Origin of the sequence: Microbacterium sp. Leaf151 (genome assembly GCF_001424225.1) — a bacterium.
Taxonomy (GTDB): domain Bacteria; phylum Actinomycetota; class Actinomycetes; order Actinomycetales; family Microbacteriaceae; genus Microbacterium.
Genome location: NZ_LMOR01000003.1, coordinates 262,118 through 274,961 on the forward strand (window position 1 = coordinate 262,118; position 12,844 = coordinate 274,961).

13 protein-coding genes are annotated in these 12,844 nt (G+C 70.2%); 8 read left to right on the plus strand and 5 right to left on the minus strand.

Features of this window, described 5'->3' with window-relative positions:
• The first annotated feature begins 381 nt into the window (after positions 1–381).
• Both ASF76_RS08810 and ASF76_RS17200 read left to right on the plus strand, forming a co-directional pair.
• A complete protein-coding gene (locus tag ASF76_RS08810; protein ID WP_156459198.1) occupies positions 382–1,896 on the plus strand; it encodes an RCC1 domain-containing protein in 1,515 nt (504 codons plus the stop codon).
• Positions 1,897–2,206: 310 nt separating this feature from the next.
• The gene (locus ASF76_RS17200; protein ID WP_162240812.1) at positions 2,207–2,503 is read left to right on the plus strand and encodes a hypothetical protein; all 297 of its coding nucleotides are present in this window, start codon (positions 2,207–2,209) and stop codon (positions 2,501–2,503) included.
• A 529-nt stretch (positions 2,504–3,032) separates the two neighbouring features.
• Here the strand turns inward: ASF76_RS17200 and ASF76_RS08820 are convergent.
• Complete coding sequence (locus ASF76_RS08820) at positions 3,033–3,593, minus strand: Dps family protein (RefSeq protein WP_055956227.1); 561 nt, start codon at positions 3,591–3,593, stop codon at positions 3,033–3,035.
• 176 nt (positions 3,594–3,769) lie between these two features.
• Between ASF76_RS08820 and ASF76_RS08825 the strand changes: the two genes are divergently transcribed.
• Together ASF76_RS08825 and ASF76_RS08830 are read left to right on the plus strand one after the other, a co-directional pair.
• Positions 3,770–5,578 (plus strand): glycoside hydrolase family 15 protein, encoded by a 1,809-nt coding sequence (locus tag ASF76_RS08825; protein ID WP_055956230.1) that lies wholly within the window; start codon positions 3,770–3,772, stop codon positions 5,576–5,578.
• Between the two features lie 54 nt (positions 5,579–5,632).
• Positions 5,633–6,526: an SDR family oxidoreductase gene (locus ASF76_RS08830; RefSeq protein ID WP_055956233.1), complete on the plus strand. Its 894-nt coding sequence runs from the start codon at positions 5,633–5,635 to the stop codon at positions 6,524–6,526.
• Between the two features lie 264 nt (positions 6,527–6,790).
• On the opposite strand, the gene ASF76_RS08835 is transcribed toward ASF76_RS08830, so the two are convergent.
• The gene (locus ASF76_RS08835; RefSeq protein WP_055957156.1) at positions 6,791–7,252 is read right to left on the minus strand and encodes a GNAT family N-acetyltransferase; all 462 of its coding nucleotides are present in this window, start codon (positions 7,250–7,252) and stop codon (positions 6,791–6,793) included.
• An 86-nt stretch (positions 7,253–7,338) separates the two neighbouring features.
• Between ASF76_RS08835 and ASF76_RS08840 the strand changes: the two genes are divergently transcribed.
• The gene (locus tag ASF76_RS08840) at positions 7,339–8,268 is read left to right on the plus strand and encodes a helix-turn-helix domain-containing protein (protein WP_055956238.1); all 930 of its coding nucleotides are present in this window, start codon (positions 7,339–7,341) and stop codon (positions 8,266–8,268) included.
• A gap of 5 nt (positions 8,269–8,273) precedes the next feature.
• On the opposite strand, the gene ASF76_RS08845 is transcribed toward ASF76_RS08840, so the two are convergent.
• A complete protein-coding gene (locus ASF76_RS08845) occupies positions 8,274–8,534 on the minus strand; it encodes a hypothetical protein (protein ID WP_055956241.1) in 261 nt (86 codons plus the stop codon).
• Between the two features lie 139 nt (positions 8,535–8,673).
• Between ASF76_RS08845 and ASF76_RS17335 the strand changes: the two genes are divergently transcribed.
• The gene (locus ASF76_RS17335) at positions 8,674–8,832 is read left to right on the plus strand and encodes a hypothetical protein (RefSeq protein WP_183420490.1); all 159 of its coding nucleotides are present in this window, start codon (positions 8,674–8,676) and stop codon (positions 8,830–8,832) included.
• A 99-nt stretch (positions 8,833–8,931) separates the two neighbouring features.
• Here ASF76_RS17335 and ASF76_RS08850 read toward each other — a convergent pair whose 3' ends face one another.
• Entirely contained in the window at positions 8,932–9,948 is a 1,017-nt protein-coding gene (locus ASF76_RS08850; RefSeq protein WP_055956244.1) for an epimerase, read from the minus strand.
• Positions 9,949–10,035: 87 nt separating this feature from the next.
• Between ASF76_RS08850 and ASF76_RS08855 the strand changes: the two genes are divergently transcribed.
• Positions 10,036–10,632, plus strand: coding sequence for a hypothetical protein (locus ASF76_RS08855; protein ID WP_055956248.1), 597 nt, complete (start codon positions 10,036–10,038; stop codon positions 10,630–10,632).
• Positions 10,633–10,888: 256 nt separating this feature from the next.
• Positions 10,889–12,298, plus strand: coding sequence for a PepSY-associated TM helix domain-containing protein (locus ASF76_RS08860; protein ID WP_235561268.1), 1,410 nt, complete (start codon positions 10,889–10,891; stop codon positions 12,296–12,298).
• Positions 12,299–12,410: 112 nt separating this feature from the next.
• Here the strand turns inward: ASF76_RS08860 and ASF76_RS08865 are convergent, their stop codons facing one another.
• A complete protein-coding gene (locus tag ASF76_RS08865; RefSeq protein WP_055956251.1) occupies positions 12,411–12,824 on the minus strand; it encodes a GNAT family N-acetyltransferase in 414 nt (137 codons plus the stop codon).
• Positions 12,825–12,844: the final 20 nt, after the last annotated feature.

Here is a 12,844-nt window from a genome sequence, read left to right on the forward strand (position 1 = left end):
GGGCTGGCACGAACCAGACGAGCATCGCCCGGGCCACCACTCGCCGACGGTGTCGATGCCCATCCATGGTGAAGGCGCGGGTGAATCTCGGAGTGCGGCTCTCGCGATTCCCCCCCCGGGTGCGTGCCGCAGCGGTCGTCGTCGGATACGTGTCGGTCGATGGACACCCCGGGTGGTGCAGCGCCATATCGGCACCGTGCAAGAGGTCCGGCATCCGATGACAGCCTGTCGCTTCGCGAACCCTCGTCGTCCAGACGGTCCGGGGCCCTTCACCCGGTCGTGGGAACGGATGTGTGAGCGATGCGGCCCGAAATCGTCGCAAAGGTGGCCGTGCGCCGCCGCGAACGGGGGCCGACGATCGAACGATAGAGGTCATCGACAGTGGACACTCCCTCAGCTCTCCCCCTTGCCGAACCCACAGGGATGCTCGGTCGCCGTGCCGTTCTCGGCGGTGCGGCTCTCGCCGTCCCGGCGATCATGGCCACCGTCGCAACGCCGGCCCACGCCGCCTCGGGCGAGCAGACTCTGACCGTCTCCGTGCCGAACAATACGGTCGTCGCCACCGGTCCGACGGTGGTGACGGCCACGGTCATCGCGGCGGGCGGAGCGCCGAAGCCGGGTGCGGTGGTGACGTTTCAGGCGCCGGCGGGCGCGTCGCTGTCGCAGACCACCGTCACGACAGACGGCAACGGGCAGGCGACCACCTCGCTCGATCTGCAGACCCCGTGGCGCAAACCCGGGTCGACCGTGACGGTGACCGCGATCTGCGAATCGAAGACGGCCTCTGTCTCCCCGACGGTGCTCGGATCGAATCTGCTCCAAGCGGCCGGTGTTCTGACCCAGACGGAGCTGGTGTTCCCCTCGCCTGTCGTACAGGCCTCCGCGTCCGACTCCACCGGTAATCAGATCCTCTGGAGGCTCGCACTACTCCAGAACGGTCAGGTCTGGGGACAGGGGTTCAACCAACACGGCCAGCTGGGCGACGGGACCACGATCAGCCGATCGGCGTGGGCGCCGATTCCGGGCCTCACGAACGTGACGCAGATCGCGATGGGAATGATCGCGGCGTTCGCGCTGCGCTCCGACGGAACACTGTGGTCATGGGGGAACAACCAGAGCGGGATGCTCGGGACGGGCGACAACGTGTCGCGCGCGACCCCCGGCCTCGTGAGCACCCTCTCGGGCACGGTCGTGCAGGTCGCTGCCCGCGAGCAGACGGCTTATGCCGTGATGTCGGACGGGACGGTTCGTGCGTGGGGGGCGAATTCGCTGGGCAGTTTGGGCAATGGACTGTCGAGTGGGGCGTCCTCCTCCGCCGTGACCGTCGTGACCGACGCGTCGAGCCCCCTGTCGTCGGTGACCTCGGTCGCCGCCGGCACGTCCTTCTGCCTCGCTCGGCGGTCGGATGGATCGGTGTTTGCATGGGGATACAACGCCTTCGGCCAGCTCGGCGACGGGACGACGACGAACAGGACGGTGGCCACGCCCGTGCCGGGGCTCGGGGACGTCACCATGGTCGCCGCAGGCCCGTTGAACGGGTTCGCCCTCCTGTCGTCGGGAGCGGTCAAGAGCTGGGGTGAGAACAGCAACGGCACCCTCGGCAACTCGTCGATGGCGAACAGCTCCGTTCCCGTTCAGGTCACGGGGCTCACCTCCGGGGTCGCTCAGATCGCCGCGATCGGGTCGCGAGGGGCTGAGCGAACGAGCGCCTGGGCACTCATGACCGACGGCACCCTCCGCAGCTGGGGTTACAACGATTCCGGGCAGCTGGGATACGGGTCGACCACCACCTACCGGACGCCGGGGACCCCGTCGCGGCCGTCGGGCAGCCCGGCCGTCTCGCGTATCGATGCAGTGCAGTGCCGTCGGGGAATCGTGGTGTTGACAACGCCGTGACCGGTACGCGCGTATCGGGTAGGGCGGTGTGGCGGCCAGCGGGGTCAGCGGAAGGTCCTCCCTCGGCGGATCACGACGATTCGTCCTCCGGCACCGTTGCGGGTGATGTAGCTGGTGGATCGGGAGAATTCGCGAGCTGTGGGATACGGCCCGCCATTGCTCGTCCGGTGAGCGACATCGCGTCCTTCACCACACGGAGCGCCGCGGGTGACTGCGCCCTCCGTGCGCTGTCGGCGCCAGGGTCGATGGAATGTCCAGACGCGCGGCTTATCGACGCGCGCAGAGAAAGGGAGCGCTTAGGGCGCCGGATATGACTGAGGCGATCGTCGAGGAGCCTCAAGGGGTGTCTCGCCGAGCGTTGGTGGCCAGCGCCGGATCGGCGGTGCCCGCGATCGTCGCTGCATCCTCGACTCCCGCCTTCGCGGCGTCGGGCCAGACGGTGGGCGTCTCGACACCCGTCAACCAGGCGCCCGCATCCGGACCAGTGACGGCGACCGTGACGGTCAGAGACACCGTGGGTCAGGCGGTGGCCGGGCAGGCGGTGACGTTCACCGGGCCCAGCGGGTCATCGTTCACGCCGACGACGGCGACAACCGACGGAGTGTAACCAGCCGTCAGCTCTCGCCCACGACGACCGGCGGCATCTCCGGCGGGGTGATCCAGGTCGCCGCCGGGTCCGGCTGCGCGTAAGCGCTGCTCAGCACCGGCACGGTCATGGCACGGGGCGACAACGAATACGGCCAGATGGGTGACGGTATGACGGGCGCCGATCGCCTGTCCGCTGGGCTGATCCCGGGCCTCACCGACGTGAGGCAGATCGCCGCCGGCGCGGTGTCGGGGTACGCCCTCGGGGGGACGCATCGGTCAAAGCGTGGAGGCTGAACACCCTGGGCCGTCTCGGTGATGGCACCACGGTGATGGTGCTTCCGGCCGGTCGGACCGTTCGTCGTCTCACCTCGTCGTCGGCGTCGTACACGGCGACCGTGATCATGTAAACGAGCTGACCGCTCCCGGTGACTCCCAGAGGGTTCTCGTCCAGCCGTACCGTCGCCCGCGAGGCCGAAGCGCCGAGCACACCGCGCGAACGACGGATGCCGAGGCCCTGGGGCCCCGGCATCCGGTGTCTGCAGTCGCTTTTACGACTTGCGGGCGACGCGGTTCTCGGCGCTCACCATCCACGACAGCTGCTCGAGGCGCTCGAGCACGCTGTGCAGGATGTCGGCGCTCGTGGGGTCTTCGTCGTCGACGTCGTCGTGCACGTCGCGAACGGTGCCCACGGTCGCGTCGAGACGTTCCGTGATGAGGTCGATGACCTCGGCGGTGTCGACCTCGCCCTGCGGGAACTCGGGGAGCGTGGTGGTCTCGGCGACGGTGTCGCTGCGGCCATCGGGCAGAGCGTGCAGGGCGCGCATGCGCTCGGCGACCTCGTCACCGAACTCGCGCGCGGCGTCAATGATCTCGTCGAGCTGCAGGTGGGTGTCGCGGAAGTTCTTGCCGACGACGTTCCAGTGGGCCTGCTTGCCCTGGACCGACAGCTCGATCAGGTCGACCAGGACGGCCTGGAGGGCGTCCGTCAACTGCTCCGACGCCTGGAAGCCCTTCTCGGCGTTCTGCTCGTCGGTGGTCTCGGGGCCGCTCCCGCCTCGGGCGGGACGACGGCGGTTCTTGGTGGGGGCGTCCTTGGTAGTGGTGGACATGCGCGTTCCTTTCACTCACAGTCATCAGCGACGTTAGGCGGCGTTGCGGGCCCTGCGGCGGGGGTTGCGGGGTCCTGCGCGGCGGAGTACCGGCGCCGCCCGGGGTCTCCGTAGCCGCTCGGAATCGATTCGACAACCCCGCCTCGGGGCCGCCGAGCCGTTCCTAGCGTGAGTACGTGACAACCACCCCTCCTGCTCCGTCTCGACCACTGCGCGATTATGCGGCCATCGGCGATGGTCGAACGGTCGCCTTGATCGGGCTCGACGGGTCGGTCGACTGGCTGCCGCTTCCCAACATCCACTCCCGGCCGGTGTTCGCGCGACTCGTCGACGAGTCGGCCGGCGGCTGCATCCAGTTGGCGCCGGTGGGCGAGTACGGAGTCACGCGACGCTACATCCCGCGCACCAACGTCCTCGAGACGACCTTCACCACGGCGACGGGCGTGGCCACCCTCACGGATGCCATGGTCACCGGCATCGCCGGTCGCCTCCCGTGGGCCGAACTCGCCCGACGCGTCGACGGGGTCAAGGGCGAGGTCGAGTTCGCATGGTGCGTGCAGCCGGGGACGATGCTGCGATCGGCGTCGCCCTGGACCGAACGTATCGACGGATTCTCGATCATGCGCATCGGCCACGTCTCGCTCGCCGTCGTCGGGCACGAGCATGGCATCCACGGAGCACCCGATTCGCGGAACGAGAGCATCGACGGCGGCTTCACCACCTCGAAGGGGTCGCGGCACCTGCTCGTCATCGCCGCGACCGAGGGCGAGCCCCTTCGTGTTCCGGACGCGAAGAACGTCGATCGCGGCATCGACCGCACGGTCGACGGGTGGACGATGTGGTCGGACGAGTTCTCGTACGAGGGACCTTGGGCTGATGACGTGCAGCGGAGCGCCCTCGCGCTGAAACTGCTGCTCTTCAGCCCGACCGGCGCGATCGCCGCCGCGGCGACGACATCGCTCCCCGAGAACCCCCGCGGCGGGAAGAATTGGGACTACCGCTACGCCTGGGTGCGCGACCTCGCGTACACCGCGCACGCGTGGGTGGGCTTCGGCCTTCGCGAAGAGACGCATGCCGCGATCTCGTGGCTACTGCGCACGATCCGCAAGAACGGTCCCGAGGTGCAGGTGATGTACACCCTCGACGGTGCCGCCGAGATCGGCCTCGAGAAGCACGAGGTTCCGGGATGGAACGGCAACCAGCCCGTCGTCACCGGCAACCCCGCCCAGGGACAGCTGCAGCTCGGCGTCTACGGTGACCTGATCGCGCTGTGCCGCACGTACGTTCAGGCCGGCAACCGCCTCGACACGCAGACCGGGCGCCTGCTCGCCGACGTGGCCGACCGCACCTGCGACCTCTGGCGTCGCGAGGACTCCGGGATGTGGGAGTTGCCCGAGCTCCGTCACTACACCTCCTCGAAGATGGGCTGCTGGAAGGCGCTCGACGATGCCCAGTGGCTGGCCGACGGCGGGCACATCCCCGACAATGGCGACCGGTGGCGCGCCGAGCGCGACCGCATCCACCGCTGGGTCGAGGAGCACTGCTGGTCGGAGAAGCTCGAGGCCTACACGCTCGCGCCGGGGAGCGACGACCTCGACGCGTCGGTGCTCTTGCATGCCCCCACCGGCTTCGACCGCGGCGAGCGGATGTCGAAGACGATCGACGCCATCACCGAGCGCCTGACGACAGACACCCATCTCGTGTACCGCTACACCGGTATGGACCAGGAGGAGCAGACGTTCGTCGCGTGCGCCTTCTGGCGGGCCACGGCCCTGGCCTGCGTCGGGCGCCACGGCGAAGCGATCGATGCGATGGACGCGCTCGTCGCCCAGGGCAACGACGTCGGCATCTACTCGGAGATGATTGCCGAGGCCGACGGCGCATTCTGGGGCAATCTGCCGCAGGCGCTGAGCCACCTCGCACTGATCAACGCCGCTCTCGTCATCCGCGACCTCGTCGACGACGACGAGCTCGCCGGCCACTGACTCCCCGCCGTGGCGTCACGTCACGGCATCCATCTCCCCATGAAAGGACTCGCCATGAGCACGCAGTACACGTTCACCGACCCGACGAAGCTCTACGCCGACATCGACCCGCAGTCGCAGGACCAGAAAGAGCCCGGTCTCGACGCCGAGCTCACGCCCAAGGCCGCCCTCGGTGAGGACACCTACGTCGGCAGCGAGCGCCTGAAGGGTCGCAAGGCCCTCATCACCGGCGCCGACTCGGGCATCGGTGCCGCCACCGCGATCGCCTTCGCCCGAGAGGGTGCCTCGGTCGCGATGTCGTACCTGCCCGAGGAGAAGGTGGATGCCGACCGCATCGCCGGCATCCTCCGCGAGGCCGGCGCGACCGTCGTGCAGATCCCCGGCGACCTGCGCGAGCGCGAGTACGCCCGGACGCTCGTGAAGGAAGCGGTCGAGGGCCTCGGCGGCCTCGACATCGTCGTCAACAACGGCGGCAAGCAGATCTTCAACGAAGACATCACCACGCTGAGCGACGAGCAGTTCGACGACACGTTCAAGACCAACGTCTACGCGATGTTCTGGATCTGCAAAGAGGCCGTGCCGCATCTCGCACCGGGCTCGACCATCATCAACACCACGTCGATCCAGGCGTACTCGCCGGCACCGATCCTCGTCGACTACGCCTCGACGAAGTCGACCATCAACACGTTCACCAAGGCGCTGGGCCAGCAGCTCGCGCCGAAGGGTATCCGCGTGAACGCGGTGGCGCCGGGACCGATCTGGACGCCGCTGCAGGTCACCGACGGTCAGCCCGACGAGAAGGTCGACGAGTTCGGCGAGGAGACCCCGCTCGGGCGCATGGGCCAGCCCGCCGAGCTCGCGCCGGCGTTCGTGTACCTCGCCTCGGCGGAGTCGAGCTACGTCATCGGTGAGACGCTCAACGTCAACGGTGGGATGCCGACGCCGTAAGTGCCGCGAAGGAAGGGGCCGTCGTCCGGGTGCGGGCGGGGGCCCCTTCCTGCGTGCGTGGGTCTCGGTCCCTTCGACGGGCTCAGGGACCTGTGCGCTGCTCGAGGACCTGTGTGCGGCCCGGGGACCTGTGCGCGCCTCAGGGACCTGTGCGCGCCTCAGGGACCCATGTGCGGCCCGGGGACCTGTGTGCGGCCCGGGGAGCGGCGCGGCCCGGGACCGCGCATGGGCAGGTGGCTGAGCCTGTCGAAGCCACCGGTGGAGTCAGACGAGAGCCTTGCGGTAGAAGATCTCGCCGTCGGCCGTCTCCTCGGTCCGGTGGTAGCCCTCGCGCTCGTAGAGACGCTGGTTCGCCTCGCTCAGACCACCGGTGAACAGCTCGGCCTCGGTCGCACCAGCCTCGCGGCCGTGCTGCTCGACCGCGTCGAGGAGCAGCGTCCCCAGGCCCCCGCCCTGCTGGTCGGGCGCGATGGCCAGGCGCCCGATGAGGAGGAGCCCGCCATCGAGGCGTGCCCGCACCGCCCCGACGATGCGGTGCTCCACCACGGCGACGCAGCCGAGGTTCTCGACGAGTTCGGCCCGCAGCTCCTCGAGGGTCTGGGTGAGCGGCGGCATATCGGGGTCGCCGTAGATCAGGGCTTCGCTCACGAAGGCGGCGCGCTGGACGGTGAGCACCTCCCCGGCGTCGTCAGGGGTGACGGGGCGGATGGACGGCGAGTTCGACACGTGGGTCACTCCGAAAGGGATGGGTCGTCGAGTTAACTATCATGGGCGTCAGAGCGCTGATTTTTCGCTGGTGAACCAATGGTCCCATGAACGACTTCTTCGATACGAGCGTCCGCGCGGCAAACATTGCCGAGACGCAGGCCTGGCTGCAGCAGCAGTACGGGCGTATCGACGTGCAGGCGGAGCAGGCATCGATCGCCGAGCACGCGGTGGGCGACAGTGCGTTCTCGATCCGTCGGTTGACCTGGGCGTGCCGGGCCGAGGTGATCTACGAGGCGGACCGCTTCTACTTCGCGACTTCGACGCCGGGGTACGCCTGGACGGTGGGCTCGGAGTCGGGCGATTACAGCGTCGATCCGGGCCTCGTGCAACCCGGGCAGGAGTTCGTGGGGCACCCGCGCGACACCCTGTTGCACGTCGTCGCCTTCGATGTGGCCTGGCTCACCGAATCGGCGCGAGCGATCTACGGCGACGACTCCCTCAACGTGCGTTTCTCGGGGGCCGAGCCGGTGTCGCGCCGGATGCGGGACTACTGGCTCGCCACCGTTCGCTGGGCGCAGACCCAGCTGCCGGTGATGGCGGAGCCCCTCGCCCGTGCGCACGTGCGACGGTCGCTGGTCTCGGCGACCCTGGAGGCATTCCCCCTCGCCGGGGACCCCCGGGAACGCCGTGCCTCCGCGCTCGAACAGGCGTCGATCTACACCTCGGCGATGGCGTGGATCGACGATCATGCGTCGCTGGCCATCACGGTCGACGACGCCGCTCGGGCCGTGGGGACATCGACCCTGGGCCTGCGGCGCGCTTTCGCCGCCAACGGCCAACTCGCCGACAACCCGGAGGAGTACCTCGCGGCCGCCCGCGTGAGCGCGGCGCACGCCGATCTCATCGATGCGGATCCGACCTGCGTCACGGTCGACGAGGTGGCCACTCGGTGGGGCTTCCTCGACCGCGCCGCGTTCGTCGCGGCGTACCGCGCCGCATACGGCTCAGCGCCCGAGACCACGCTGGACCGCTGAGCGGCTCACCGATCGCGGTCGGTGTACTCGCCGGGATCGTCGATGTCTTCGCGCGACTCGTCGCCGCCCGGCAGCTGCACATCGGTGTACGCGCCCGCCTCGTCGGACCGGGGTCGCTCCTGGGTGCCGTCGACGTTCTGACGGTCGACGTACTCGCCCGGCAGGTCGGCGCTCCCGCGATCGGCCGTCCCGTCCGGCAGCTGCAGATCGGTGTACTCGCCCTCTTCGGGTCCCGTGCCGTGTCCGTTGACATCGCGTTCAGCCATTGCCGCCTCCTGGATCGTGGTGGGTCGACGCTAGACCCGCCCGGGCGCCGCCGCAGCGGTCTTGACAGGTGCCCTGTGGCGCACGTGCCGAGGTGTCAAGGCCGTGGAAGAGGAATCTGCGTCGGCGCAGGCTGTGGTCATGCCTGCTCTCGCCATCATTCTCGTCATCGTCGGTCTCGTGCTGCTCTTCCTCGGCATCTTCGTCGAGGCCGTGAAGTTCCTGCTGTGGATCGGCCTCATCATCCTGATCGTCGGGGCCGTCATGGCGGTCCTGCGCTTCGTCCGCCGGAAGGTCTGACGCGGCCCGCCGCGGACACGGCATCCGTCGTTCTCGCTGTCCTCCGGGCTCACCGACCGCGAACGCGGGGTCGGCTCCTTCGGGTCGGGGGGAATCGATTCAGACCGAGAACAAGTCGCGTGCCCGCGGCCTGCGCGAGGCGGCGACCGCGTCGAGCGCGGGACCGAGCTCCGGGTAGCTGAAGGAGAAGCCCGCCTCGGTGAGCACGCGCGGAACCGCCCACCGGCTCTTCAGGACCAGTTCCGGTTCGTTGCGAAGAAGGGCCATGGCGGGGTCGAGCATCCACCGGAAGGCCGGGAGGCCCAGGGGCATCCGGGCCACGCGCCGAATCTCGCGCATCAGGGTGCGGTTGTCGCTGACGCCGGGTGCTGCGAGATTTATCGGTCCCGAGACGTCGTCGCGGTCGCGAAGGAAGCGGACGGATGCCACGACGTCGTCGATGTGGATCCAGCTGAAGCGCTGTCGTCCTGACGTGCGGTGCCAGCTCGACAACACCGCGCCGGTGGGGTGGGCGCCGATGCCGCGGTAACGGCGGTGCGGGAACCACCAGCTGTCGATCTGCGGTCCGCCGAGCCCCAGGCGTCCGAGCGCGAAGAGCATGCGGGTCGCGGGCCCGTCTCCGAGGACGATCGCCATGCGCAGCGCCACCCGCCGGGTCGCGGGCAGGTCGCCGGCGAAGAGGGCGCGCTCCCAGCTCGTCGCCACGTCGACCGAGAAGCCCTCACCGATGACCCCGTCGATCTCGTCGTTGCCGCGTTCGGTCTCGTGCCGGTAGACGGTGGCGGTGGAGGCGTTCATCCACACGCGCGGCGGATGCGCGGCCGCGGCGACGGCCGCGTGCAGTTCACGGGTCGTGTCGACGCGGGAGCGCAGGATCTCGTCGCGGTTCGCGTCGGTGTACCGGCACGACACGATCTTGCCCGCGAGGTTCACCAGCACGTCGGCGCCGTCGACGAGACGCGAGATCGCGGCGGCGTCTCCCCACACGGCGGACCCCGTCCGGCCAACGGTGAAGACGTCGTACCCGTCGTCCTCGAACGCCCGCGTCAGCGCCCGTCCGACGAAGCCGCTCGCCCCGGCGATCACGACGCGGCGCGCGGTGGGCGGTCGGGTCACGGCGTCCTCCTGGGGTCGGTGGGTTCAGCCTAGGCCCCCGCGGCGCGCGCTCCTGATGCCACCGACCCGGCTGACACAATGGATGCCATGCGACGACACGACCGGGGCGCGCGCGTCGCGCGCGGAGCTGTCGCCGCATCCCTCGCCAGCTTCGTCGCGCTCGTGTCGCACGTGTCGGCGGGGGGAGCGGTCCCGGGCCCGGTCGGCATCGTGGTGCCGCTCGCCCTGTCGTTCGTCGTCTGCGTGGCGCTCGCCGGTCGGCGGCTGTCGGCGTGGCGGCTGGGGTTGTCGGTCGCGGTCAGCCAAGCGTTGTTCCACGCCCTCTTCGTGCTCGGCAGCTACGACCTCGCTGCCGGTGTCCACGCGCACGGCGGTGTCATCCCCGTCGTGGCGGGCGGTTCGTCGGCCCCGGCGTTCGCCATGGATGCCGACATGGCGGTGGGGCACCTCGTCGCCGCCGTCGTGACGACGCTGGCCCTGCACCGCGGCGAACGGGCACTGGCGGGGCTGCGGGCGCTGGCGGGCGCCTGCGTCGCCTGGGTGCGGGCGCGCGTCCGCGTCAGCGCGTTCGTTCCGGTCCCGGTGCGGTGCGTGCGCGCCGCGATCGTCGCCGTCGTCACTCCGGTCTCGACGGTCGTCGTGCGAGCGAGCGCTCGTCGGGGACCACCGGTCGCGGCATCCTGAGTCCCGCCCCGCCCGTTCGAGCGGTGGGGCGGTCGGTCGCCGTGCCGGGTGCCGTCGTGCGCCCGCGGGGGCTGTTCCGCGTCCTCACCGGGCGCAATTCGACCCATGAGTGCCCGCCGTCCGCGATGACCCGCGTGTCATCGCGCGGGCGGCGCGGTCCCGGTGCTGCCCTCGTGGCCGCCGGATGACGGGTGCTCTGCACCTGGAAAGCGATCTCGCAGATGTCTCCTCTGTTCCCCATCCCGGCGGTCCTCCCGTGACCGCGACCGACTCCCCGTCCACGGGTGCCGCCGTCTCGCCCGACCGTCCCCGCTCGGGCTGGTTCCTTCCGCTCCTGCGGCGCCTGCACTTCTTCGCCGGGCTCTTCGTCGGGCCGTTCATCCTCGTCGCCGCTCTCAGCGGGGCGCTGTACGCGCTCACGCCGACCCTCGAGAGGGCGATGTACGCTCACGAGCTCACGGCGTCGTCGACGCGGGACGGCATGGCCCTGGCCGACCAGATCGCCGCCGCCGAGGCGTACGTCGGAGGCGGGACGCCCGTGGCTGTACGACCGGCGCCGGCACCCGGCGACACCACCCGGGTGATGTTCGCCGACGACGCCCTGCCCGAGAGCACGACGCGGGCGGTTTTCGTCGATCCCGCGACCACGGAGATCCGCGGCGACCTCCCCGCTTACGGTACGAGCGGCGCGCTGCCGCTGCGGCACTGGATCAGCGACCTGCACCGTTCGCTGCACCTGGGCGACGTCGGCCGCTGGTACAGCGAGCTCGCGGCATCCTGGCTCGGCATCGTCGCGCTCGCGGGGCTCGGCCTGTGGATCGGGCGGTTCCTGGCCAGGCGCCGGCGATCCACCCGTCGGGTGCGGGGCTATCGGCGACTGATGCGCTGGCACTCGGGAATCGGGGTCGGGGTCGTGCTGGGCGCGTTGTTCCTCTCGGCAACCGGGATCACGTGGTCGACGTACGCGGGAGCCAACGTGGCCGACCTGCGCGCGGCGGTCGGGGCGGGGACGCCGGCGCTGGTGACGAGCCTCGACGGCTCGGCCGCGGCCGGCGAGCACGCCCATCACGGGGGAGCGCATGAGCCCGCCTCCGCCGCGGACGCCGAGACCTTCGACGAGGTCCTCGCGGTCGCCCGCACGGTCAACGTGACCTCCGGCGACCTCGAGATCCGCCCGCCCGCGGGAGAGGGGATGGCGTGGGTCGTGCAGGAGATCCACCGCAGTTTCCCGACCGAGGTGGATGCCGTGGCGATCGACGCCGCGACCCTGCGGGTGACCGACCGGGTCGATTTCGCCGACTACCCCCTCCTCGCCAAGCTCTCCCGCTGGGGTGTCGATCTGCACATGGGCACGATGTTCGGGCTCGCCAACCAGCTCGTGCTGTTCGCCCTCGCGATCGGTATCGCGGCGCTGGTCGTGCTGGGCTACGCGATGTGGTGGAACCGGCGGCCGACGCGGGGGCTCGCCACCGCGCCCGCGCGGGGCGTGCTGCGACATGCGCCGTGGTGGGGTATCGGTGCGGTGCTCGTTGCAGCGGTGGCGATCGGGCTGGTGCTGCCGCTGGTCGGCTTCACCCTCGCGGTGTTCGTCGCTATCGACCTGCTGCTCGGGTGGCGCGCCAGACGCGTGTCGCGGTCCGAGCGGCGTGAGGCCTCGTCGCGCTGAGTCGGCACCGGCTCTCGCGTCCGCGGCACCGGCTCGTTCCGCCGCGGCACCGGCTCTGGGAGCTGCCCCGCGGAGCTTCGCGCTGGCACGGTGCCATATGGCCGCCGGCGGGTCAGGCGAGCAGCATGTGCATCGTCACGGAGCCGTTGGTCGGCTGCTCGAAACCCAGGCTCCGGTACAGCGCCTGACCCGGCGGATCGGCCAGCAGCGTCACGTACGCCCCCTCGGGGGCCTTCGCGCGGATCTCCGCGAGAAGGTCCTCGAGGATGCGGCGCCCGAGTCCACGCCGTTGGTGCGAGGGCAGGGTCGCCATGTCGGCGACGAGGAAGTACCACCCGCCGTCGCCCACGACGCGGCCCATCGCGACGGATCGGCCCGTGGCATCCACGATGCGCCGCCAGGCCCAGCTGTTCACCAGAGCCGGTGCCCCCTGCTCAGGGCGTTTGGGCGTCAGGCCCGATGCACGGCGCAGCTCGAGATAGTCGTCGAGGCTCGGGGCGAGCGGTTCCAGCCGCAGATCGTCCATCGCTCCAGCCTGGCGCATCT

Bases quoted from the DNA above. Each gene is read 5' to 3' on its own strand.
- ASF76_RS17200 (WP_162240812.1), top strand. From the start codon at position 2,207: ATGACTGAGGCGATCGTCGAGGAGCCTCAAGGGGTGTCTCGCCGAGCG.
- ASF76_RS08820 (WP_055956227.1), bottom strand. From the start codon at position 3,593: ATGTCCACCACTACCAAGGACGCCCCCACCAAGAACCGCCGTCGTCCC.
- ASF76_RS08830 (WP_055956233.1), top strand. From the start codon at position 5,633: ATGAGCACGCAGTACACGTTCACCGACCCGACGAAGCTCTACGCCGAC.
- ASF76_RS08840 (WP_055956238.1), top strand. From the start codon at position 7,339: ATGAACGACTTCTTCGATACGAGCGTCCGCGCGGCAAACATTGCCGAG.
- ASF76_RS08845 (WP_055956241.1), bottom strand. From the start codon at position 8,534: ATGGCTGAACGCGATGTCAACGGACACGGCACGGGACCCGAAGAGGGC.
- ASF76_RS17335 (WP_183420490.1), top strand. From the start codon at position 8,674: ATGCCTGCTCTCGCCATCATTCTCGTCATCGTCGGTCTCGTGCTGCTC.
- ASF76_RS08855 (WP_055956248.1), top strand. From the start codon at position 10,036: ATGCGACGACACGACCGGGGCGCGCGCGTCGCGCGCGGAGCTGTCGCC.
- ASF76_RS08865 (WP_055956251.1), bottom strand. From the start codon at position 12,824: ATGGACGATCTGCGGCTGGAACCGCTCGCCCCGAGCCTCGACGACTAT.